Origin of the sequence: Saccharibacillus sp. CPCC 101409, from assembly GCF_030518235.1 — a bacterium.
In the GTDB taxonomy this organism is placed as follows: Bacteria; Bacillota; Bacilli; order Paenibacillales; family Paenibacillaceae; genus Saccharibacillus.
Genome location: NZ_JAULSA010000003.1, coordinates 546,059 through 568,350, shown reverse-complemented (window position 1 = coordinate 568,350; position 22,292 = coordinate 546,059). Strand labels below are relative to the sequence as shown.

The window sequence follows — 22,292 nt, the reverse complement described above, 5'->3', positions numbered from 1 at the left end:
ATGAACTCTCTATTTCCGCTGCGCCTTGCGCTCCAACAAGAGATCAAAGACCGAAACCTAACTTTCTCGGATTTAGCCAAGCGCGCGGGATTGAATCGAAGCGTATTTAGTCTGATCTTTCGCAAAAAAGAACCCAAACCTATCGCCTTCCAGTACTTAACTAAAATCACTCTGGCCCTCGGATATCCTGAAGATCATTACTTTGAATTATACATAGATGAATGTTTTTATGGAGGAAAGCCGAATCGAAGCCGGATCGAGCCGTTCTTGATTCGCTGCGCGGAACAGAACAAGCAATCCTATATTCGCAAAGTGTTGTTCCATTTATCGTCAGAACATCGTGAGCGGAGCCTTGCCTTTATTTTTGAAATTGCAGAGAGATTGGTTCAATCGTATGACGACAAGCGGTCAACTCCATTCTTCCAATGGATAATAGATCATGAAACAGACCTGACGTCGGAGCGTTTGGCGGTGGCACATTTTAGAATGTTCAGAATGCACAAAGGAACGGACGAAGAAAGCAACTCCAAGCTGATAGAAAAGGTCTTCTCGGTAAAGGACCAACTGCCTGACGAACTGAAATTGACTGCTCTTTTAGCCATCATAAACGCTAAACACATATACGAAGACACCAAAGATATTCTGCCAATGTGCGAAGAATTTATTCATTTGTGCATACGCCTTTTTGGCACGTCTGACCGTCCTCGTCTTTTCAAGTTCAATGCGGCTTATCCGCTTATTCATCCGCCTATTTACTATTACGGTCAGAGTCATCTATTGAAAGAAGCACATCTAACGGATAAAGGGGATTTTGAAGAAGCTGCATTGTGTCAGCAAAAATATAAGGATCTGAGTTGGTTGGCCGGCTCCAGTGAAATAGGAATTTTTTATGTGCGAAGATTCAACTTGTATTATCGATTCAACGAAATTAGTTTGCGATTATTACAAGGTCAAGAAGAAGCTTTGACCGAGTATGTTCCGCTGCTGATCGATCATCCGCCTGAAATTCTGCCCGGTATAATTACGATGCTGGACGCTGCCTGTTCCTTTCAGTTCAATCTAGATGATGTTCTGGATATTTTCAAAGCTCCTCTTCATAATTATATGAGCCTGAATGATAATGCCTACAATATGAATTTTTCCCGCAACCGTTACGTCCTTTTCCTCCAAAAACTATCCGTCTACCAGTATAACCGGGGCCGTTACGAAGAATCCCTGCAAGCCGCCATGCAAAGCTGGGAGCTTTCCCAGGAACTCAACAACCATTCGCATCTGCGCATGTTTGCTTCGCTGGCGGTCATGTATAACACACCTGTAGAAGAAACATGAAAAAGCGGCTTGTCCGGTTCTAATGGCCTGGATAAGCCGCTGCCCATGCTTTGAACGTTTCCCAGAAGTCCGGGTCGTACATCGCTTCTTTGCGCAGGTCGAAGGTCAGGGCGAGGTCGCGCCAGCGGGCATAATCGAAGTCGGCGGGATATGTCCCTTTTCGATACAGCTGAATCACCAGGCCTTCGAACGCCATCTCGTATTCCGAATGGTAGACATAATTCCTTGAGAACCCTACTTCGCTTTCCGTCAGGGTAAGTCTGGAATCGCGGATCAGCTCTTGAAGCACCCGCTCCACGTCCAGATAATCGAGAAAAGCTTCATAGGCGGACGGCTCCCGGCTGCGGATCAAGCTCACCGCTTCTTCGCGGGCGATATCCGTCAGCAGCGCCAAACGTTCGAAATCGATCGCTTGTTGCTCCAGCCAGATTCCCGCCAGCGACTCGCCGCAGCTTCCGCGAATCATTTCGCTGTAGGCCTCGTCGTTCGCCGCTTCGAGCAGGGCCGCGATCGTCTCCTCGTCCGGATACAACTCAAGCTGCATCGCCGCGTCGTCTCGTTCGGCTTCGTTTGCGGAGGGGTCGCGTAGTATATCGATCAGACGATTTCGGGACATTGCCGATACTCCTCCCAAATTCCGCGCATAAGTGGAGCTGACGGCCACCAGTTCTCCGGATCGTCTTCGTCCAGAAGAGACCAGTACTCAACCGTATTCCAATGTATACTCGAATTTCGGACCAGGTGAGCGGCGATACGCGGCCATTCGTCCCGGCTTTCGCTCGCTGTGCTCAGCCAATCGTCGTAAGACGAAATGATGATAATCATCAAAGCAAATCGTTCGTCGATCGTCAGCTCCGCCTGTTCGTAAACGTTCAGGAACTCGTCGATCCGCTCGGGATCGCCGGCGACGTATTCCCAGTCCTGTTCGAGCTGGCCGGCTTCTTCCGCAAAGGTCAGCAGGAGTTCAAGTCCTTCCCGCGCCTGCCATGTAACATACTTCGGGCAATCTTCGCGCTCGCGCATGGGCATCTTCCTTTTCTCGTTATTCAATACCGTCCCCCGTCACAACCGTATGCGACTCGGGATCTCCCGGCCTGAATATGCGCCAGAATTCGTCCTCAAGCGAATCGCTCGGGAATATCTCCAGAACCGACCCGTCGTCAAAAAGCAGTCTGGCTCCGCCCAGCCGATCGTTTTGCGCAGACGTACAGACGATCTTTCCGGCGCGATCCTCGTTAAAAAAGACCGCGCGTTCATCAAACCGGTTCGCGCCGCGCACGTCCCAGTCGAACGGCCCGTCTTGTTCCGATCGAGCGGAAGACGGTTCGAACAGATCGCCGTAACCCAGCAAAATACGATCTTCCGCGCTCCAGCGCCAGGGACACTGGATATGCAGCGCCCATTCGCCTCTCGGCGCCTGTTCTCCTGCCGCTCCAAAGATCACCCATATCATTCCCGCCGCCCGGCCGACTTTGTGCAAAGGCAAGCCGGCAAGCGGGTTCAGCGCCTGTTCGATATGCGGCTGCCGCTTATTCTTCGCTGCGGCTTCCGCTTCGAGCACCCGGCGCTCAAGCTCCATTTCTTCCAGCTTCGCCAACTGCCAGGCCGCTTCGCGGTCTGTGGGATCGAGTTCGGCGATTCGCGCAAACGCCGCCATGCCGCCTTCGAAATCCCCGTTCTTTTTCAGGATAATCCCAAGACTATACAGGGCGTCCGTGTGGTCCGGTTCCAGCCGCAGCAGTTCGTTCAGCAGCGCTTTGCACTCCTCGGCGTGCGCTTCTTCGTCCTGATCGAACAGGACTACAGCCAGATTCAACAGCGTTTCCGGCTGCTCGCGATCGTATTCGAGCGATTCGCGGTAGCACTTCTCCGCTTCGGCCGGTCTTCCGGTTCGTTCGTAAACGACGCCCAGGTAATACCAGGCGTCGTCTTCGTCTCCGCCCATCTCCAGCGCCCGTTTGCATACTTCCTCGGCGAGCTTCTCGTTCCCCATTTTCAGATAAACGATACTCCGGTTGAACCATAAACGCGGCCAATCCGGGGAAAGTTCCGACGCCTGTTCCAGTAATCGCAGCGCCTGCCCATAACGTCCCAAATACGTCTCGCATCTCGCCAGAATATTCAGCAGCGAAGCGTCCGGGCCGTATTCGTCCAATATGTCGCGCGTCCGAACCGCCGTTTCTTCGAAACGCCCGCTTGCATAGAGCGAATCGAGTTCGTCCCAAAAATCCGGCTTGTTTCCAGTCATACGGTTCCTTCTTTCAGTCGTGGTATACTCTAGAAACAACCGTGCACGACATGCGTTGAAACGCTTTATCCCATTCACTTGGAGCCGCGTTAAAGAAGCCGTCACAATTTCCAGTCCTTTTCCGGCTTTATAAATAGATATTAAATAAGTTTCCCAAACGTTTCAGTATCTCGGCTTATAATGACTCAATTGGCTTTAGCAAGCATGCAGTATTTTTGTCTGCAATTTAATCGTTTTATCGCCATCCTCGGGGTGGCTTTTTCATATTTCGTATCGAGGTGCCATCATGCAGAATTTTATCCTACTTCGTTCGGTCATCCAACGGAATATGCGCAGATTGGGCTACAATTTCTCGGGGTTATCGGAAAAAACGGGCATCAGCCGCGGAACGCTCAGCGGGATCTTTGTGCGCCGGGCTGACGGATTCGCTCCGCTTTCGTTCGACCAGCTGACGCGGATCACAACGGCGCTCGGCTTTCCGGAAGACTTCTTTTACCCTTTATATATCGAAGAATGCTTCTTCGGCGGCAGACCGAACCGGAGCCGGATCGAACCTTTCGTGGAAAGCTGTATCCGCCTGGGGCGGCCGGACGCGCTGGAGCAGGTGCTGAACCGGCTCGAAGACGAGCCCCGGTATTTGCCCCTGCTGTTCGAAATTGCGGAACGCCGGCAGGAAGAAGAAACCAAACCGCAAACCGAACGTTTATATGAATACATCCTCATCCACAACCGGGACAGGCATTCGGCCGAAACGGCGATCTGTCACTACCGCCTGTTCATGCTTCGGCTGGGCGAGGACGGGGAACGCAATTTAAAAGCACTTAACGCTTTCTCGCCTTACCGCGTCAATCTGCCTGCCGAATTAAAGCTCGACGCGCTGCTCGTCATGGGCTGTTTGCTGTACGGACTGATGGAATCGGAAGAGCTGGAACGGATCGCCGACGAATTCGTTTCGCTATGCCTCCGCCTGTTCGGAACGCGCAGGCATCCTCCCGCCAGAACGTTCAATCCTGCTTACCCGCTTGGCTGCACGCCCGCCGCTTATTACGGATACAGCCATATGCTGAAGCAGGCCGCGCTTTGCGATCTGGGCCGGTTTCGCGAAGCGGCGTCCTGCTCGGACCGGTACGAGAACCTGTCCTGGCTGTCGCAAAAAGAAAACCGGGAACAGTCCGTCGTCCGCGAACTGGGCGTCTACGCCAAAGCCAACCGGCTCGGCTGCCGCCTGATGAACGGGGAGCGGAACGTGCTGCCGGATTACATCCGTCTGCTCGAAGAACATCCGGAAGAAATCGTGCCCGGCCTGATCGCCATGGTCGAAGCCGCGAATCGTTTCGGGTTCTCCGTCGACGAATGGCTAAACCGTTTTTCGCCGGAACTGCGGGAGCTGCTTCAGCATCGCGCCGACCGCAAACGCAGGCAGCTGGACCGCAACCGTTTCGCCCGCCTGCTGTACCAGCTGTCCGTGTATCACTGGAATCGGGGACGAAAAGGCGAAGCGCACCGGCGCGCCCTGGAGAGCTGGGAGCTTTCACGCAAATTAAACAACAACCGGATGTTCCGACTGCTCGCCTCACTGACGACGACATACAGCGGAACCGCCGGCACGACGGGACTTCGAGAGGTGGACTATGGAAAAATCGTTTAAACTGCGTGCGGCGATCGAGCGGGAAATGTCAAGGCAGGGGTATAACTTTTCGACGTTTAGCGATAAATCGGGCATCAACCGGGGCGTATTCAGCGCGATTCTGAACAGTACGCCGCCCAAACCGATTTCTTTCCACCAGCTCAAGACCATCACCGAGGCGCTGGGCAAACCGGCGGACTGGCTGTTCGACGATTATGTGGGGGAATGCTTTTACGACGGCAGGCCGAACCGCAGGCGGATCGAGCCTTTCCTGCTGGCCTGCGCCGAGCTGGGTCGTTACGATCTGCTGCGGGAAGTGCTGAACCGGCTGCTCGAAGACCTGAAATACCTGCCGTTCGTGTTCGATACGGGCGAAAGCCTGTTTATGGCCGGCAAATTCAAAGCGTCCGCGCCTTTTTACAAAAATGTGATCGACCACGAAAAACACCAGCACGCCGAACGTTTGTCGATCAGCCAGTACCGCCTGTTCCGCACGCGGCTGGGCGAAGACGGCGAAGAAAATCTGAAAGCGGCGGTCCAGTTCGAATGCTTCCGCTCCGCGCTGCCGGAACGTCTCCGGCTGGACGCGCTGCTGCGGCTGGGCAATATTTATTACGAGCTGGGCAAATTCGCCGAAATGGAAAAAATGGCCGACGAGCTGTACGAAACGGCGCGCAACGTGTACGACGAAGAGCGCAAAGGCGCGCCGGCCGCGCCGGCCGAGAACGAACCCCGGCCGCTGCCGGTCAAGCCGCTCGTGTTCTATTACGGCAGCGCCCTGCTGCATAAACAGCTGGCGCTGATCGAGCAGGAGCGTTACGAAGAAGCGAAGCCTTACAGCGCGATGTACGGGGATTTGAGCGGGTTCGAAGGACTGGACGACGAAGGGCGGACCGAAGTCGAGCTGTTCAAAGTGTTCGCGCACGGCAACGGCATGGATCTGGAACTGCTGACCGGCAACTTCTCGGTGCTGCCGGAATACGCCGCGTATATGGACAGCCATCCGCACGAAGTCGTGCTCTGCCTGGTCATTCTCGTCGAAGCGGCCAACAAGTACGACGCCGACGTGGACGATCTGCTCGGCCGCTACTTCGAGCCGATCGAACGTTATCTGGAGCAGCGCCCGGACAGCTATTATCCCGAAGCGGTCACGCGCAGCACGTTCGCCAGCCTGCATTACCAGCTTGCGGTCTACGAACAGCGCCGCGGCCGCCGCGATCAATCTTCTCGGCATGTGCGCGAATGCTGGAAGCTGTCGCAGGAACTGAATAATCAGCAGCACTTCCGCCAGCTGGCTTCGCTGCTGTCGATGCCGCCGATGCTGGGCGCGGAGACGCCGACAAACGAAGCGGAGCCGGACGAAGCCGCGGACGATTGAGCCGCCGGGAATCGAATCGGCAGTGCGATTCCCGCGGCGTGTCCGCGGCGAAAAAGAAGTTTTGCGCGCGCCTATATAGAGGAGTGGGAAGAATGACAAGAAAATTCGGAATTTGGCTGCTCGTACTGACGCTGCTGGCCGTGTGCCTGCCGGCCGGGCAGCCGGCCCAAGCGGCCCAAGCGTTCAACCAGGACCAGCTTCAGGCGCTGGACAAGCTGAACAAGATCCGCGCGGCAGCGGGCGCTCCGCCGGTCGTTTTAAGCGAAACGCTTTCTGCGGCGGCGAAGAATCACGCCTCGTACTATAACCTGAACGAAGCCGAAGCCAAGGAAGATCCGCACAGCGAAACCTTCGGCAGACCGGGCTTTACGGGCCAAAGCATACGCGAACGCTTCGTGGCGGCGGGATGGTCGCCGACTTATCGGGGCGCCGTTCATTTCGGCGAAACGGGCGGCGAAGTCATGGCGTTCAAGGAACCCGGCAGTTCGCACGCCATCGATTCCTGGCTCGATACGGCCTACCACCGGGCGGGCATTCTGGACACGTCGTACAGCGAAGTCGGCATCGCTCTCGTGGACGGCACGGCCGTCTTCGATCTGGGAGGCTCCGGCGAAGCCAACGCCGCGCGGGATACGCTGCTCGTCTATCCGTACGACGGCATGCAGAATACGGGCATCGGGTTCTACGGCTTCGAAGTTCCCAATCCGCTCGATTGGTTCGGCGCGCAGTACTCCGGTTATATCGTTTCGGCGCAGGCCGAAGAGGACTTCGCGGAGTACAGCTTCACGCTCAAGAACGAGCAGGGCGAATCCGTGGACTATTATGCGGACGAGCACGGCGACCGGCTTTTCTTTATGGCAAAAGAGCTCCTGCGCCCGAACCGGACTTACCGGGCCGAGCTGAGCTATACCATCGAAGGCGACTCGTCCCGCCGAACGCGGTCCTGGTCGTTCCGTACCGGGGAAGGACTGCCGCTGCGCAGGCTGTCGCCCCGGCTGCCGCAGGTCATGGTCAACGAAGGCGATTCGGCCGCGCTGGTCGTGAATGCCGAATACCGCCAGACAAACGCTCCGGTCGAAGAAGTCTCCAGCCTGGTCGCGTGGAGTCCGGCGTCGAACGCGGGCTACCGGATCAAGAACGGACGCGTGTACGGCTCCAAAGCCGGCACTTACACGGTCAAAGCGGCTTACAACGGTAAAGATGTTTCTGTCCGGATCGTTGTCCTGCCGAAACTCAAAACGACGCAAAAAGCGGTGCCTTCCGGCGACGCGGCCGCCTGGGCGCGTCTCTCCGGCGCGCCGGCCCGCCAATCGGCCGGCGCGGTAACGGAAGCGGAATTCCTGACGCTGCTGCTCCAGGCGTACCGCGTGGATATCGCGAAATACGCGCCCAAGAAAGCCGCGCACTGGGCGGACGGCGCTTACGCCGCGGCTGCGGCGCGCAATCTGCCGGTCGGCGGCATACAATCGGCGGCGGCGCGCAATAAAGCGATTACCCGCGGCAAAGCCGCGGAGCTGATCGCGGCCGCAAGCGGCGTTTCCTACAGCGGCGACTCCGCTTATCAGTACGTGATGGGCCTGGACTACATGCGCGGCGAAATCAGTTCTTACCTGGACGGCTTCGCGCCGGAGCGTACGCTGAGCTTCGCCGAGGCGGCCGCTCTGCTGGGCGCGCTTCCGGCCAAGAACGGTTCGCTGCTCGCGCGGCCGGCCAAAGTCTCCCCGGATGCTTCGCTGCCCGCGCTGCCGGAAGAAGAATATTATGTCGTGCCCGGCAATCTGGAGAAGCCGTACCTGATCGCCCGTTACGAAGCGAACGGTACCTTGAACGTCACGGGAATGTTCGAGAAACTGGCCGGCCGGGCATTGGAGATCAAGATCGATGCCGCTTTCCCGGATTGGAAAGCGATCGGCGATTACCCCGTACAGGTCGATTCGGCGGGCAATTTCTCGCTGAACGTTCCGGGTTTGAGCGCGAAAAAGCTGAATCTGTATCTGAGGACCGAAGAAACGGACTACTTTGTCCGCGTCTCCAAAGGCACATTCAATATCGGCGAATTCGGCTGGATGGACGACGAAGACCGGATCTACGAGGGCGAAGAGTAGGCCGACGCCGGATAGCGATCATTAAAACGCCATAAAGACGCCAAAAGCGCCGCAGAACGGAGAATTCCGTGTCTGCGGCGCTTTGTTTGTAGGCGATCTTTTGCTGTTTCTTTTCGCTGATCCGCCCGGCCGTCAGCCGGATCAGCCCAGAATGCTTTCGATCCGTTCCAGAACGTCCGCTTCCAGCTTGATGCCGGATGCCGAAGCGTTCTCCCGCACCTGCTCCGGCCGGCTTGCGCCGACCAGCGCGCTCGCCACGTTCGGCTGGCGCAGAATCCAGGCGATCGCCAGCTGGCCGACTTTGACGCCCAGCTCGTCGGCGATCTTGGTCAATTCGCCGACCTTGGCGATCCGCTCCTCGTTCAAGCGGTCTTCGTTCCAGCCGAGCTTGGCGGCGCGGCTGTCTTTCGGCGCTTCCGCGCCGGCTTTGTATTTGCCGGTCAAGAGACCCTGCGCCAGCGGCGAATACACGACCTGGCCGACGCCTTTGCGCTCGCCGAGTGGGATGATCTCGTCTTCGATATAGCGGTCGAACATGTTATAGACCGGCTGGTTCACCACGATGCGGTCCAGCAGATAACGGTCCGCCGTGGACAGCGCTTCTTCGATCTGCGCGGCCGTCCACTGGCTGACGCCGATGTACAGCACTTTGCCCTGGCGCACCAAGTCGTCCAGCGCCCGCAGCGTTTCATGCACCGGCGTTTCCGCGTGATAGCGGTGGCAGTAGTAGATATCCACGTAGTCCAGGCCGAGCCGCGACAGGCTGGCGTTGCACTGTTCGATAATATGTTTGCGCGACAAGCCCTGGTCGTTCGGCCCGTCGCCCATTTTGCCGAAGACTTTGGTCGCCAGCACATACGATTCGCGCGGATACTGCTTCAGCGCTTCGCCGACCACTTTCTCCGCTTCGCCGCGCTCGTACACATTGGCCGTATCGAAAAAGTTGATGCCTGCGTCGTACGCCGCATGAATCGAATTCACCGCGTTCTCGCGCTCGACGTATCCGCCGTAGGTCAGCCAGCTGCCCAGACTGATCTCGCTGACTTTGAGTCCCGTACCGCCCAATCTCCGGTATTCCATGATTCGATTCGCCTCCATTTTCGTTGATGCGGCCTTTTTCCCGATTCGATTCGATGTGCCGGGTCGGGCCGCTTCGTCTATACTTATACGCTTTCCCGTATTATTCCCCTTAACGGAGCCGGCTAAACATTCCGTTCGCCCGTCATGTCCAGATAGCGCTCCCAGCCCTGCCGCAGATTGTCGTACGCCCACTGCGTATGCTCCGGGCCGAAGCCGCGGTATGCGCATTCGACGCACATGACCAGATCGAGGTACAGCGGGTAGAGCGCGCGGCGGATCAACAGCGAACGATCGCCTTCGCCGGACGGCTCCGCCTGCGCGGAAGACTCCGACGGTTCTCCGCCGGATTCGTAGCCGCGTTCGAACTCGGGCGATTGCATAAACTTGCCGAAACCGTACTCCATCAGCGGATCGGCCCACAGCGCGCGTTCGAAATCGATAATGCCTTCGACGCGTCCGTCTTTGACGATCACGTTGCCGGGCCACGAATCCCAGTGGATCAGGCGCGGCGGCCGCACTTCGCCCAGCGTATCGCGGTGGCGTTCCAGTTCGGCATCCAGCGCTTCGTAGGGCATCGGCAGCCGAACGCCGGCGTCGCGGCCGTCCTGTAGCACATCGCGCATCAGGGCGGCAAAGCCGCTCCCCCAATCGGACGAATCGATGCCGCTTGGCAGATAATAGCCGAAGCGATCGCCTTCGATCGTATGGATCCGCCGGAAATACCCGCCCAGCTCGAAGTCGATCGCTTCGCGTTCCTCTTCCGGCAGCGTATCGCGAACCTTGTCATACGACGTGCCGGTCAAACGCTGCATCAGGAAATATTCGCACGGCACGATCTTTTTCGAATCGTCGTAGGTATAGATCTCCGGCACCGGCACGGTTCCGAGCTGCGCGATGCGCCGCATCACTTCGACTTCGGTCTTCATCAGCCCGCGTTCGCAGCGCATTCGTCCTTCTTCCGACTCCGCCGCCGCTTTGAGGATCGCCGAAGTCCCGTTTTCCAGATCGAGCCGGTAAGCCGAATTCGCCCAGCCTTCGCTCAATTCCTCGATGTTCGCAGGGCCGCAGCCGAACGCCGCTTCCGCGATTGTTACGATTTCTTCTTCAGTGAACTTTCTTTTGGTTACGCTTTCCATTTATAAAAACCCTCCATTCGTCGCAGTGCAGTCTGCCCGTTCCGCATTTTCCGATCACGTATTCGATTCCGCAAAGACTTTTCCTTTACGCGTCTCGCGCGGGAGAAAAGCCGTTCGGACCGAATCGTTTCGAATAACGGGACTCGTTCCTGAAACTCGCTTCCGGAGGGTAGATGCTTCGACATAATCCATGCAACGTAATCATTTCGACGCCGAGCGTACAGTCCCTTTTTTAACGCAAAAAAATACCGTTCCGCAAACAATCGCTTGTTCGGCGGAACGGTCCGGCAAAAGAAGCTTTTCATAAAAAATCGATTAATCGTTGTAATGCTCTTTGCAGCCGATAATATAAATGTTTTGTTCGTCGATGCGGTAGATCAAGCGATCTTTATCCGTGATTCGGCGGCTCCAATATCCCGATAAATTATGACGCAGCGGCTCAGGCTTCCCCATACCGGTATAGCCATTTCGTTCAATGTCTTTAATCAAAGTATTGATTTTCTTGAGCACTTTTCGATCTTCTTGAAACCATGTCATGTAATCTTCCCAGGCAAGATTGGAAAAAACTTTATTCATCTTCTTCTGTCAGCAGTTCTCTCGATTCACTCAAACCCTGCTCGAGCTGTTGTCTGGACTCTAACAAACGACTATAGTTTTTCTTATTGCTCATGATAAACATGTTTTCCATCAGGTTATTGTATTCGTCTTGAGAGATCATGACTACATTCTTATTATCTTTACGCGTAATAATGACGGTTTCAAAATCATCCGTAACTTTATCGCAGTAGTCTTTGAAATTCCCTCTCATTTCCGTGTAATTGATCGCGAGCATTTTCATCCTCCTAAGTTCATAAATAACTTCAAAGCGCCTCATTAATCACTTTTTAAGTACTATTTTAAGTGCTATTTTAAGTACTTCTTATTGTACACTATACTTCAAAAAAATTCAATCCGCCGTCAGCGCCAGCCACTCTTCCGTCAGTCTGTCGATCTCCGTATCCAGCCCGTTCTTCTCCGCCAGCCATCCGCTCAGCCGCTGCGCGTCCAGCGCGTGGGCCGGGTCGGCCAGCGCTTCGCCCAGCGCCGCCGAGCGCGCCTCCAGCCCGGCGATCTCGCGCTCCAGCTTCGCGGGGTCCCGCCGCGAAGCCGCGCCGGCCCCGGCGGAGCCGGCTTTCCCGCCCGGCACGCCGCGCGCGGCCGGGCCGCTTCCACCGGACGCGCCGGCCGCGCGGCCGCCCTCAACCCCGGAGGCGGCGCGGCGCTCCGCCTTCTTCTTCCGCTCTTCGCGGTAGTCGTCGTAGCCGCCGAGCGTCGCTTCGAGCGACCCGCCTTCAAGCGCCCACACGGTCTGCGCGATGCGGTTGATAAAGAACCGGTCGTGCGAGACGGCAAGGATCGTGCCGTCGTATTCTTCCAGCGCTTCTTCCAGCGCTTCGCGCGAAGGGATATCGAGATGGTTGGTCGGCTCGTCGAGCAGCAGCAGATTGGGCTTCTGCACCATCAGCACCGCCAGTCTCAGGCGGCTCCATTCGCCGCCGGACAATCCGGCCACCGGCTTGAATACGTCTTTGCCGTAGAACAGGAACTTCGCCAGGCGGCCGCGGGACTCGCCTTCTTCCACCGCGGCGTGCTCTTTGTAATAATCGAGCACGCTCGTCCGGTCTTCCGGCGGCGCTTCCTCCTGCGCCAGATACCCCACCCGCACGCGCGAGCCGAGGCGCAGATCGCCGCCGTCGGGCTGCTCAAGCCCCAGGACCATGCGCATCAGCGTGGTCTTGCCCGCTCCGTTGCCGCCGAGCAGCACGGCGCGCTCGCCGTAGCGCAGCAGCGCGTCGGCTTCGCCGAGCAACGTGCGCCCGCCGTACGCTTTGCGGACGCCGCGGAGCGTCAGCACGTCTTCGCCGGTTCGCTCGGCGCTCGCCAGCGCAAGCCCGATCGCGGCGCGTTCGAGCACCGGCCGCTTGACCTTCTCCATCCGGTCGAGCGCTTTTTGCATCGCCGCCGCTTTGCGGAAAAACTTCGGGTTGTCGCCCTGCTTGCCCCATTCGATCAGTCTCTTGATCGCTTCTTTCATCTGCTTGATGACTTTCTGCTGCTCTTTGTATTCCTCGAACTGGCGCAGCAGCCGGACTTCTTTTTCTTTACGATACTCGGCGTAGCCGCACGGAAATACGGTCGCTTCTCCGTCTTCGAGCTCGATCACCTTTTCCACCGTCTGCGTCAGGAAATACCGGTCGTGCGATACGATCACGATCGTCGCCGGCGATTCGCGGATAAAGTTCTCCAGCCACGCGGCGGCTTCCATATCCAGATGGTTGGTCGGCTCGTCGAGCAGCAGCGCGTCCGCTTCGCTCAGCAGCAGCGCGGCCAGCGAGACTTTGGTTTTCTCGCCGCCGGACAGCTCCGCGAACGGCCGCTTCCGCTGCTCCGGCGTTATGCCGATGCCCGACGCCACCATATCCACGCGCGCCGGAATTTCATAGCCGCCGGCCCGCTCGAATTCTTCCTGCGCTTCGCCGTACTCCCGCAGCAGCCGGTCCAGGACGCTTCCTGCCACCGCGCTCATCTGCGCTTCCAGCTCCCGCAGCCTCGACTGGAGCCCCAGCGTGCGTTCGAACACGCCGAGCAGCACTTCTTCGACGCTGCGCTCCCCGTAATCCGGAATCTGTTCCGTTTTTCCGATCTTCGCGCCCCGGCGCACGGAGACCGTTCCTTCGTCCGGCGTCTCCGTCCCGTCCAGCAGGCGCAGCAGCGTCGACTTGCCCGCTCCGTTGCCGCCGAGCAGCCCGACTTTCTCGCCTTCGTAAATATCGAACGAGACATCGCTCAGAATTTCCTCCGCGCCGTAAAATTTCTTGATTTGATAACCGTTCATCATCAACATGATCGTTCATCCTTTCGCCTTTTCGTTTATTTTGCGTGTGTGAATGCGCCGCCCGCTCCGTTTCGGGGCGGAAGACGGACTTCCCCCGCGGCCGGCGTGCGGGACGCGGACGGAACTTCCGCCGCTTACGGAAGTCCGGCCGCCGCCCGAATGGTCGTTTACGGGTACGCAAAAAGGCCGCGGAGGAAATGTCCTCTGCGGCCTCGAAAGTCGAATGATCGGATTGCGGGCTGACGATGGGCGCGGGCCGGATATGCCGGACCGCGATACGGCCGGAATTTACCGTCCGGCGGGGTCCAGGCTGCGAATATATAGCGGCCGAGCGACAATCGCCGGCCTCATCCGCAGACGCGAGACAGGAGCGGCATTTCGCTGTTCATATCGAATTTTGGACAGACGGGCGCCTTTCCCGAATTTGAGCGTCGAAGGCTCAAATTTGGACAGACTAATCCCGTTGCCGTTTTCGACATGAACAATGCCGCTCAGTGCCAATGGCAGCTGATTAAGCACCACAAATAAACTTGCAAGCGATTCCTTTTGTCGCATCCTGTCTCACCTCCCTGTCGTCGTATGTTCCCATCTTAACCGCGTTCCAAACGCGAAATCAAGCTTTTTTTGACGGGTCGTCCGAAGACGTCCCGGCGCCGCTGTCGTCCGCCGCGCCTGCGCCCATTCTGTTAACCGGTTTCTTAATTCGCCGAAGTGGTAAATAAGGGGAGTAGAGTTCAGTTATTTATCTGTAGCGGTTATTTATTTCGTATCGATCGAGTTCCCGTACAGAATCTTGAGGAGGCCCACCGACATGAGCGAAAAATTCAACGTTCCATCCGAACTTCCGAGGTACCCGCAGTCCATGTGGAGAACGATTACGACGCTTCCGACCTTCCCCGAGCTTCGCGAAGACATCGAAGTCGACGTGACCGTGGTCGGCGCGGGCATCGCCGGCGTGACGACCGCCTATCTGCTTTCCCTGGAAGGCTACAAGGTCGCGCTGATCGACGCCGGCCGCATCCTCGACGGCACAACGGGTTATACGACCGCCAAGATCTCCGCGCAGCACGGCATGATCTACAGCGAGTTCCTGACCAACTTCCGGCCGGAGATCGCCAAAGCTTATTACGAAGCCAACGACGAAGCGCTGCGCTTTATCCGCGAGACGGTCCGGGCGAACGATATCGACTGCGATTTCAAAGAAGAAACCGCCTACGTATACACGAATCAGGAAGATAAAGTCGACGATCTGCGCAAAGAATTCGACGCTTACCAGGAGCTCGGTATTCCGGGACAGTGGCACGAAGGACTGCCGATTCCGGTCGAAGCCAAAGCCGCCATTTCTATGCCCGGACAAGCCCAGTTCAATCCGCTGAAATACCTCAAATTCCTGGTGGAGAAGATTGTCGAGAACGGCGGAGTCGTCTATGAAAACACCACGATCGAAGACGCCGAATACGGCAAGCCGATCCAGGTGTTCACCACGGACAAAGCCAACACGATCCGCTGCAACGAGATGGTGGTCGCTTCGCACTATCCGTTCTGGAACTTCCAGGCCGGCTACTTCTCCCGTCTGAAGATCGAGCGTTCTTACGCGCTGGCCGTCAAGCCGGAAACGACGTTCCAGGGCGGCATGTACGTCAGCATCGACGACGAGAAGCGCTCGATCCGCTCCGCGACGTTCGAAGGCGAAGAAGTGCTGATCGTCGGCGGCGAGAACCACGAACCGGGCAAAAGCGACAAAACGTTCGATCATTATCTGGCGTTGGAAAAATTCGCGGGCACCACGTTCGGCGTGACCGAAATTCCGTTCAGGTGGTCGGCGCAGGACATTACGACGCTGGACAAGATCCCGTATATCGGGCCGTTCTCGTCGGACTATCCGTTCGTGTTTATCGCGACCGGCTTCAACAAATGGGGCATGACGAACGGCACCGTGGCCGGCCTGCTGCTGCGGGACAATATCCTGCGCCGCACCAATCCTTACATGGACGTGTTCAACCCGGGCCGCTTCAACGACAAGAGCATGAACCAGAATATCGTCACCGGCTTCAAGATGGCGAAAGAACTGATCGCGGGCAAATTTGCCGGCGCGCACGAGAAGCTCTCCAACCTGGAACCCGATCAGGGCGCGCTGGTGCGCCACCACGGCAAAAAGGTGGGCGCCTACCGCGATCCGCAGGGCGAGCTGTTCCTTGTCGATACCACCTGCACGCATATGGGCTGCGAGACGGCCTGGAACGAAGCCGAGCGCTCGTGGGACTGCCCGTGCCACGGCTCGCGCTTCTCGTACAGCGGCGAAGTGCTGGAAGGACCGGCCAAAGAGCCGCTGAAGCGCGTGGAAGAATAAGCCGGCGCACTGCGCTGGCGGCGACTGTCGGCTTCTCAATCAGAGCAAGCATACGAACAGGCCCGCGGGGAGCTTCCCCGGGCCTGTTTGCGTGTAAGCATATCGCTTTAAGCGGCGGGAATCATCCGGCGCTTCGCTTTTGAATTTACCGCGTTTACCGCATTTACCGCGCCGCCCCCGCGCGCAGCGCCGTCCTCAGCCGTCCGCTTCCGCCTCTCCGCGGGCTTTGCGTCCGTGCGCTGCCGAAGCTCCGTCGCTTTCCCGCGCTTCTAGCCTCGGAAGATTGAGGTACTCCGCAAAGTTCTCCAGCAGATACGCCGCGTTGATGTCTTCGTGCAGATGGTGCCGGACCAGGTCGTCGATGCGTTCGGCATCCCGGTTCACGATACATTCCAGGATCAGCCGGTGCTCGTCCAGAATCTCTTCCAGTTTTTCTTTCTTGAGCAGATGCAGACGGCGGTAACGGGCATAATGCGCGTTCGACTGCTGGATCAGATCCCAGAGCAGCACGCGTCCCGCCAGAGCGAACAGCGCTTTGTGAAAAGCGTCGTCCCAGAACAGGAAAGCTTCGTGCGCGTGGTCCTGCCGGATCGCTTCCGCCTGCTTGTTCAGAATCTCCCGCAGTTCCAGGATGCCGCGCAGCGGCAGCGAAACGTTCTGCGCGGCCAGATTCTTGATGATGTCTTTTTCCAGAATGCTCCGCAAGTAAATGATCTGCTCGACCGACTCCAGATCGATATACGAAACGAGATTGCCCCGCTTGGGATACACGTCGATATAACCCTCGTGCGCCAGCTGCTTCAGCACGTCGCGCAGAGGCGTTCGCGAAATCTTGAAACGTTCCGACAGGACGGTCTCGCTGAGGATGCTGCCCGGTTTCAGTTCCAGGGTCAGGATCTCGCTTCTCAACTGCTGCAGAATGCCCGCTTTTGTAGACATGGAATCCCTCCTTTCCCGAGTATCTCATACCCGGATATGTACGCAAACCTTTTGCTCCTCCCCGCTGGTCGGCCTGCGTATAACCAGTAGTATACAACGTTTTTCACAAAACAAAAATAAGCGCTTACAAAAAAATGACATTCAATTCGCTTACGAATGAATTCTTTGAAAATAAAGGATTGACAGAAGAGAATTTCGAATTTATCATGAACTTGTTCTTGTATACAAGATTTGAATTCAGAAATTGGTTCATGCCAAGCAGGAGGCTATTTCATGAAGATGACCTGGCGCTGGTACGGCGAAGGCAACGACAATATCACGCTCGATCAGATCCGGCAGATCCCCGGCGTGTCCGGGATCGTGTGGTCCTTGCATCACAAGACGGCCGGCGAAGTATGGGAAATGGACGAAATTCGCGCCGAAGCGGACCGGATCGCATCCAAGGGATTCAGCACGGCGGTCGTGGAGAGCGTCAACGTGCACGACGACATCAAGATCGGGCTTCCTTCGCGCGACCGGTATATCGATATTTACGCCGATACGATCCGCAAGCTGGCCGCGGTGGGCGTAAAAGTGATCTGCTACAATTTCATGCCGATCTTCGACTGGACGCGCACGGACCTCTATCGGGAGCTGCCGGACGGATCGAACGCTTTGTTTTATGAAAAGGCTTCCATCTCGGAAAATCCCTACGAAATGGCGGAAATGATTATCCGGGGCGGCGGAGAATTCACGATCCCCGGCTGGGAACCGGACCGGCTCGCCCGGCTCGACGAACTGTTCGCCGCGTATGCGGGAGTGACCGAGGAGATCCTGTTCGACAATCTGGTCTACTTCCTTGAGCGGATCGTTCCGGTCTGCGAAGAATTCGGCGTCAAAATGGCGATCCACCCGGACGATCCGGCCTGGCCGATCTTCGGACTGCCCCGCATCGTGCGCAGCCGGGAGACGATCCGCCGACTGCTGCGGGCGGTGGACAGTCCCTGCAACGGCCTGACTTTCTGCTCCGGCTCGCTCGGAACGAGTCCGCTGAACGACCTGCCGGCGATCCTGACGGAATTTATCGACCGGGTCCACTTCGCGCACCTGCGCAATGTGAGAGTATTCGAGAACGGCGACTTCATCGAAGTCTCGCATCGTCTGGGCGACGGCAGCGTGAATCTGCCGGAACTGGTGCGCATCCTGCACGAGCACGACTACGAAGGGTATATCCGTCCGGACCACGGCCGGCATCTCTGGGGAGAGGAAAGCCGCTGCCGCCCGGGTTACGGTCTGTACGACCGCGCGTTCGGCGTGATGTATCTGCTGGGCGTCTGGGACGGTCTCGGCGATGCCCGCCGCGCGGCGGATATCGCGGCCAGGGGAGGCGAAGTGAATGTTGGAGCTGAGTGAGCGCGGACTGGAAGACCGCGAAGCCTGGGAACGGACCGGCGTGGAGCTTCCCGGGTTCGACCGGCGGCGGATGATCGCCGAGACGCGGGAGCGGCCGGTCTGGGTGCATTTCGGAGCGGGCAACATCTTCCGGGCGCTGGTCGCCAAAGCGCAGCAGAAGCTGCTGAACGCGGGATTGGCGCGCAGCGGAATCATCGCGGCGGGAACGCCCGATTCCGAAACGATCGATCTCGTCTACCGGCCGCACGACAACCTGACGCTGCTGGTGGAGACGAGCGCGGGCGGCGGACTGCGCAAAGAAGTGATCGCAAGCGTCGCGCAGGCCGTTTGCGCCGATCCCGATCGCGCGGACGATTACGCGGTGCTGACGAACGCGTTCGAGAATCCGAGCCTTCAGCTCGTGACGTTCACGATTACGGAAAAAGGCTATGCGCTGACGGGGCCGGGCGGCGAATATCCGCCGGAAGCGGCCGCCGACCTCGAAAGCGGACCGGAACGTCCGGCGCACGCCATGGGCATCGCCGCTTCGCTCGCCTACCGGCGCTACCTCGCCGGCGCTTATCCGCTGGCGTTCGTCAGTCTCGACAATTGTCCGCACAACGGCGATGTGCTGCGAAGCGCCATGCTGGCGGTTGCGCGGGAATGGGAGCGGCGCGGACTCGTTCGAAGCGGCTTCGCCGACTACCTTGCGGATAAAGACAAGATCTCGTTTCCGCTGACCATGATCGACAAGATCACGCCCCGCCCGTCCCCCGCGATCCGCGAAGAGCTGGAGCGGCTGGGCATCGGCGGCATGGAAGGTTCGGCGACTTCCCGCAATACGTACGCCGCTCCGTTCGTCAACGCGGAGATCGGCGAGTACCTGGTGATCGAAGACCGCTTTCCGGCGGGCCGGCCGCCGCTCGAAGCCGGCGGCATCCTGCTGGCGGACCGCGATACGGTCAACCGGACCGATACGATGAAAGTGACGGCCTGCCTCAACCCGCTGCATACGGCGCTGGCCGTGACGGGCTGCCTGCTCGGGTACACCCGGATCGCCGACGAGATGCGCGATCCGCTGCTGCGCAGGCTGGCCGAGACGATCGGCCGCGGCGAGGGGCTGCCGGTCGTGACCGATCCCGGCATTATCCGGCCGGAGACGTTTCTGGAAGAAGTGCTGAGCGAACGGCTGCCGAATCCTTATATCCCGGACACGCCGCAGCGGATCGCTTCCGATACGTCGCAGAAAATCGGCATCCGTTACGGGCAGACGATCCGTTCCTATATGGAACGCGACGGTATGGACCCCGCGGAGCTGACGGCGATTCCGCTGGCGATCGCCGCTTGGTGCCGGTACCTGCTCGGTATCGACGACGAAGGCCGGCCGTTCGAACCGAGTCCCGACCCGCTGCTGGAACATCTGCAAGCCCGGCTGCTTGGAGACGCTTATGAACGGCGGACGGAACGACCGGACGCCGCGAATGCTCTGGCCGATCGGGCCCGGACGGCCGACCCCCGCGCTATCCTGTCGGACACCGACCTGTTCGGCGTCGACCTGTACGCTTCGGGACTGGGCGCGAAGATCGAAAAGCTGTTTCGCGATATGCTGGACGGACCCGGAGCGGTACGGCGAACGCTGGAACGCGAACTCGGCACGCCGCAGACGCCGGGATTACAAGGAAGCGGAAGGAGAGAATAAACGTGAGATCAAAAGGCTATCAGGGCTGGCTGCCGGACGAACGGCGGATAGAAGACGAAGCGAACGCCGCAGCCTGGCGTCCCCTGCTCGGGCGCGTTCGCGCCGAAGGGAATTTCAGCGAAGGACCGGGCGCCTCGGCGCTGCATGAGTGGACCGAAGGCGTACTTGCGCTGGCCGGCATCCGCGCGGAGCTGACGACTTCCGCCGGCCCTTCCGTGCTTGTCGCCGGTTCCATCGAATCGGCCGCCTCCGACGCGGACGAATTGAAGGCGCTTCCGCTTGCGGAAGAAGCTTACGCGATCCGCTCCGGCGGACGGGGCGGCGAACGTTACCTGATCCTGCGCGGCGGCTCGGAGCGCGGACTGCTGCAGGCGGTGTTCCATTTGCTCCGCCTGCTCGGCAGCGGCGCTTCGCCCGAATCGCTGGACGGGCTGGACCTGACGGAATCGCCGCGCAATGCGCTGCGCATGATCGACCAGTGGGACAATATGGACGGCAGCGTGGAACGCGGCTACTCCGGCGGTTCGATTCTTTACCGGGACAACCGGGTGCTGCCGGAATCGGAGCGCATCCGCGATTACGCCAGGCTGCTGGCTTCGGTCGGCATCAACGCGATCTCGGTCAACAACGTCAACGTGCACCGCGAGGAAACGAAGCTGATTACCTCCGCCCTGCTGCCCGACGTGGCGCGGCTGGCGGACATCTTCGGAAGCTACGGCATCCGGCTGTTCCTGAGCGCCAACTACGCCGCCCCGCTCGAGCTTGGCGAGCTGGACACGGCCGATCCGTTGGACGAAGGCGTCCGCTCCTGGTGGCGGTCCAAAGCCGAAGAGATCTACGCGGCCGTGCCGGAGTTCGGCGGCTTCGTGGTCAAGGCGGATTCCGAGAACCGGCCGGGGCCGTTCACGTACGGACGCGACCACGCGGACGGCGCGAATATGCTGGCCGAAGCGCTGGAACCGTTCGGCGGCCTGGTCATGTGGCGCTGCTTCGTGTACGACTGCCACCAGGACTGGCGCGACCGTTCGACCGACCGCGCGAGAGCGGCATACGACCATTTCCGCCCGCTCGACGAACGGTTCAAAGACAATGTCGTGCTCCAGATCAAGAACGGCCCGATGGACTTCCAGGTGCGCGAGCCGGTCTCTCCCCTGTTCGGGGCGATGCCGCACACGAACCAGGTCATGGAATTCCAGATCGCGCAGGAATACACCGGCCAGCAGCGCGACGTCTGCTTCCTCGTTCCGCAGTGGAAGCGCTCGCTCGACTTCGATACGCATCTGCAAGGACCCGGCAGCACCGTCAAAGCGATCGCCGCCGGCGAAGTGCATCCGTTCAAGCACAGCGGAATCGCGGCCGTATCCAATATCGGCAGCGACGACAACTGGACCGGCCACCATCTGGCCCAGGCCAATCTGTTCGGCTTCGGCCGCCTGGCCTGGAATCCCGAGCTGACGGCGGAAGAGATCGCGGACGAATGGAGCCGGCTGACTTTCGGACCGTCGAGCCGAGCCGCTTCTTTCGTCAAGGAGCTGCTGCTGGAATCGTGGCCGGTATACGAAAGTTACACCGCCCCGCTCGGCGTCGGCTGGATGGTCCAGCCGCATTACCATTACGCCGTCGACGTGGACGGCTACGAATATTCCAAGTGGGGCACCTACCACTTCTCGGACCATGCCGGACTCGGCGTGGACCGCACGGTCCTCACCGGCACCGGCTACGCCGGGCAGTACGCGCCGGAGAACCGCGAAGTCTACGACTCGCTGGAGAACTGCCCCGACGAACTGCTGCTGTTCTTCCATCACGTTCCGTATACCCATGTGCTGAAATCCGGCAAAACGGTGATCCAGCACATCTACGACAGCCGCTTCGACGGCGCGGAAAAAGTGGAGAACTGGATCGCACGCTGGCGGGAGCTGGAAAGCGGCGTGGACGCGCAGCGCTTCGCGCACATCCTGGAGCGGCTGAGCGGACAGCTGAAAAATGCCCGGCAGTGGCGCGATGTGGTCAATACGTATTTTTACCGAAAATCGGGCATCCCCGACGAACGGGAGCGCCCGGTTTACGCCTGACGCGCTCCCCGAACGGAAGCCGGCATCGAAACGAGCCTTATCCGCTTCGCGGATTTCACGCCCACGGATTCGATGATCACCCC

At 58.7% G+C, this 22,292-nt stretch carries 18 protein-coding genes; 8 read left to right on the top strand and 10 right to left on the bottom strand.

What is annotated here, in order from left to right; all coding sequences use genetic code 11:
* Positions 1-1,329: a helix-turn-helix domain-containing protein gene (locus QWJ34_RS10250; RefSeq protein WP_302727474.1), complete on the top strand. Its 1,329-nt coding sequence runs from the start codon at positions 1-3 to the stop codon at positions 1,327-1,329.
* A 19-nt stretch (positions 1,330-1,348) separates the two neighbouring features.
* Here QWJ34_RS10250 and QWJ34_RS10245 read toward each other — a convergent pair whose 3' ends face one another.
* The 3 genes from QWJ34_RS10245 to QWJ34_RS10235 are packed head-to-tail and all read right to left on the bottom strand — an operon-like array spanning position 1,349 to position 3,577.
* Positions 1,349-1,945: a hypothetical protein gene (locus QWJ34_RS10245; RefSeq protein WP_302727473.1), complete on the bottom strand. Its 597-nt coding sequence runs from the start codon at positions 1,943-1,945 to the stop codon at positions 1,349-1,351.
* Positions 1,927-2,352 (bottom strand): hypothetical protein, encoded by a 426-nt coding sequence (locus QWJ34_RS10240; protein WP_302727472.1) that lies wholly within the window; start codon positions 2,350-2,352, stop codon positions 1,927-1,929. Before QWJ34_RS10240 ends, QWJ34_RS10245 begins: the two co-directional genes overlap by 19 nt.
* A 19-nt stretch (positions 2,353-2,371) precedes the next feature.
* Positions 2,372-3,577, bottom strand: a complete 1,206-nt coding sequence (locus QWJ34_RS10235) for a tetratricopeptide repeat protein (protein ID WP_302727471.1) — start codon at positions 3,575-3,577, stop codon at positions 2,372-2,374.
* A gap of 286 nt (positions 3,578-3,863) precedes the next feature.
* Here QWJ34_RS10235 and QWJ34_RS10230 point away from each other — a divergent pair, with 286 nt between their 5' ends.
* From QWJ34_RS10230 to QWJ34_RS10220, 3 genes are all read left to right on the top strand, one after another.
* Positions 3,864-5,225 (top strand): hypothetical protein, encoded by a 1,362-nt coding sequence (locus QWJ34_RS10230; RefSeq protein ID WP_302727470.1) that lies wholly within the window; start codon positions 3,864-3,866, stop codon positions 5,223-5,225.
* Entirely contained in the window at positions 5,209-6,582 is a 1,374-nt protein-coding gene (locus tag QWJ34_RS10225) for a hypothetical protein (RefSeq protein ID WP_302727469.1), read from the top strand. Before QWJ34_RS10230 ends, QWJ34_RS10225 begins: the two co-directional genes overlap by 17 nt.
* 92 nt (positions 6,583-6,674) lie before the next feature.
* Positions 6,675-8,687 carry a CAP domain-containing protein gene (locus QWJ34_RS10220; protein WP_302727468.1) on the top strand — a complete coding sequence of 671 codons (2,013 nt, stop codon included), beginning with the start codon at positions 6,675-6,677 and terminating at the stop codon, positions 8,685-8,687.
* 141 nt (positions 8,688-8,828) lie between these two features.
* On the opposite strand, the gene QWJ34_RS10215 is transcribed toward QWJ34_RS10220, so the two are convergent.
* The 6 genes from QWJ34_RS10215 to QWJ34_RS10190 form a co-directional block, all read right to left on the bottom strand.
* Positions 8,829-9,767, bottom strand: coding sequence for an aldo/keto reductase family protein (locus QWJ34_RS10215; RefSeq protein ID WP_302727467.1), 939 nt, complete (start codon positions 9,765-9,767; stop codon positions 8,829-8,831).
* Positions 9,768-9,889: 122 nt separating this feature from the next.
* Positions 9,890-10,903, bottom strand: coding sequence for a phosphotransferase family protein (locus QWJ34_RS10210; RefSeq protein WP_302727466.1), 1,014 nt, complete (start codon positions 10,901-10,903; stop codon positions 9,890-9,892).
* 315 nt (positions 10,904-11,218) lie between these two features.
* Positions 11,219-11,479 (bottom strand): Txe/YoeB family addiction module toxin, encoded by a 261-nt coding sequence (locus tag QWJ34_RS10205; protein ID WP_302727465.1) that lies wholly within the window; start codon positions 11,477-11,479, stop codon positions 11,219-11,221.
* A complete protein-coding gene (locus QWJ34_RS10200) occupies positions 11,472-11,735 on the bottom strand; it encodes a type II toxin-antitoxin system Phd/YefM family antitoxin (protein ID WP_302727463.1) in 264 nt (87 codons plus the stop codon). Before QWJ34_RS10200 ends, QWJ34_RS10205 begins: the two co-directional genes overlap by 8 nt.
* Before the next feature lie 114 nt (positions 11,736-11,849).
* Positions 11,850-13,787, bottom strand: a complete 1,938-nt coding sequence (gene abc-f / locus QWJ34_RS10195) for a ribosomal protection-like ABC-F family protein (RefSeq protein ID WP_302727462.1) — start codon at positions 13,785-13,787, stop codon at positions 11,850-11,852.
* A 279-nt stretch (positions 13,788-14,066) separates the two neighbouring features.
* Positions 14,067-14,333 carry a hypothetical protein gene (locus QWJ34_RS10190; RefSeq protein WP_302727461.1) on the bottom strand — a complete coding sequence of 89 codons (267 nt, stop codon included), beginning with the start codon at positions 14,331-14,333 and terminating at the stop codon, positions 14,067-14,069.
* A gap of 256 nt (positions 14,334-14,589) precedes the next feature.
* On the opposite strand from QWJ34_RS10190, the gene QWJ34_RS10185 reads away from it, so the two are divergent.
* A complete protein-coding gene (locus tag QWJ34_RS10185; RefSeq protein ID WP_302727460.1) occupies positions 14,590-16,128 on the top strand; it encodes an FAD-dependent oxidoreductase in 1,539 nt (512 codons plus the stop codon).
* A 195-nt stretch (positions 16,129-16,323) separates the two neighbouring features.
* Here the strand turns inward: QWJ34_RS10185 and QWJ34_RS10180 are convergent, their stop codons facing one another.
* A complete protein-coding gene (locus tag QWJ34_RS10180) occupies positions 16,324-17,067 on the bottom strand; it encodes a GntR family transcriptional regulator (RefSeq protein WP_302727459.1) in 744 nt (247 codons plus the stop codon).
* A gap of 273 nt (positions 17,068-17,340) precedes the next feature.
* Between QWJ34_RS10180 and uxuA the strand changes: the two genes are divergently transcribed.
* The 3 genes from uxuA to QWJ34_RS10165 are packed head-to-tail and all read left to right on the top strand — an operon-like array spanning position 17,341 to position 22,209.
* A complete protein-coding gene (gene uxuA / locus QWJ34_RS10175) occupies positions 17,341-18,459 on the top strand; it encodes a mannonate dehydratase (protein ID WP_302727458.1) in 1,119 nt (372 codons plus the stop codon).
* A complete protein-coding gene (locus tag QWJ34_RS10170; RefSeq protein WP_302727457.1) occupies positions 18,443-20,137 on the top strand; it encodes a mannitol dehydrogenase family protein in 1,695 nt (564 codons plus the stop codon). The genes uxuA and QWJ34_RS10170 overlap by 17 nt, the downstream gene beginning before the upstream one ends.
* 2 nt (positions 20,138-20,139) lie before the next feature.
* Complete coding sequence (locus QWJ34_RS10165; protein WP_302727456.1) at positions 20,140-22,209, top strand: alpha-glucuronidase; 2,070 nt, start codon at positions 20,140-20,142, stop codon at positions 22,207-22,209.
* Positions 22,210-22,292 lie beyond the last annotated feature (83 nt).

Excerpts from the sequence above, each read along its gene's own strand:
- QWJ34_RS10250 (WP_302727474.1), top strand. The coding sequence starts at position 1 with ATGAACTCTCTATTTCCGCTGCGCCTTGCGCTCCAACAAGAGATCAAA.
- QWJ34_RS10245 (WP_302727473.1), bottom strand. The coding sequence starts at position 1,945 with ATGTCCCGAAATCGTCTGATCGATATACTACGCGACCCCTCCGCAAAC.
- QWJ34_RS10240 (WP_302727472.1), bottom strand. The coding sequence starts at position 2,352 with ATGCGCGAGCGCGAAGATTGCCCGAAGTATGTTACATGGCAGGCGCGG.
- QWJ34_RS10235 (WP_302727471.1), bottom strand. The coding sequence starts at position 3,577 with ATGACTGGAAACAAGCCGGATTTTTGGGACGAACTCGATTCGCTCTAT.
- QWJ34_RS10230 (WP_302727470.1), top strand. The coding sequence starts at position 3,864 with ATGCAGAATTTTATCCTACTTCGTTCGGTCATCCAACGGAATATGCGC.
- QWJ34_RS10225 (WP_302727469.1), top strand. The coding sequence starts at position 5,209 with ATGGAAAAATCGTTTAAACTGCGTGCGGCGATCGAGCGGGAAATGTCA.
- QWJ34_RS10220 (WP_302727468.1), top strand. The coding sequence starts at position 6,675 with ATGACAAGAAAATTCGGAATTTGGCTGCTCGTACTGACGCTGCTGGCC.
- QWJ34_RS10215 (WP_302727467.1), bottom strand. The coding sequence starts at position 9,767 with ATGGAATACCGGAGATTGGGCGGTACGGGACTCAAAGTCAGCGAGATC.
- QWJ34_RS10210 (WP_302727466.1), bottom strand. The coding sequence starts at position 10,903 with ATGGAAAGCGTAACCAAAAGAAAGTTCACTGAAGAAGAAATCGTAACA.
- QWJ34_RS10205 (WP_302727465.1), bottom strand. The coding sequence starts at position 11,479 with ATGAATAAAGTTTTTTCCAATCTTGCCTGGGAAGATTACATGACATGG.
- QWJ34_RS10200 (WP_302727463.1), bottom strand. The coding sequence starts at position 11,735 with ATGCTCGCGATCAATTACACGGAAATGAGAGGGAATTTCAAAGACTAC.
- abc-f (WP_302727462.1), bottom strand. The coding sequence starts at position 13,787 with ATGTTGATGATGAACGGTTATCAAATCAAGAAATTTTACGGCGCGGAG.
- QWJ34_RS10190 (WP_302727461.1), bottom strand. The coding sequence starts at position 14,333 with ATGCGACAAAAGGAATCGCTTGCAAGTTTATTTGTGGTGCTTAATCAG.
- QWJ34_RS10185 (WP_302727460.1), top strand. The coding sequence starts at position 14,590 with ATGAGCGAAAAATTCAACGTTCCATCCGAACTTCCGAGGTACCCGCAG.
- QWJ34_RS10180 (WP_302727459.1), bottom strand. The coding sequence starts at position 17,067 with ATGTCTACAAAAGCGGGCATTCTGCAGCAGTTGAGAAGCGAGATCCTG.
- uxuA (WP_302727458.1), top strand. The coding sequence starts at position 17,341 with ATGAAGATGACCTGGCGCTGGTACGGCGAAGGCAACGACAATATCACG.
- QWJ34_RS10170 (WP_302727457.1), top strand. The coding sequence starts at position 18,443 with ATGTTGGAGCTGAGTGAGCGCGGACTGGAAGACCGCGAAGCCTGGGAA.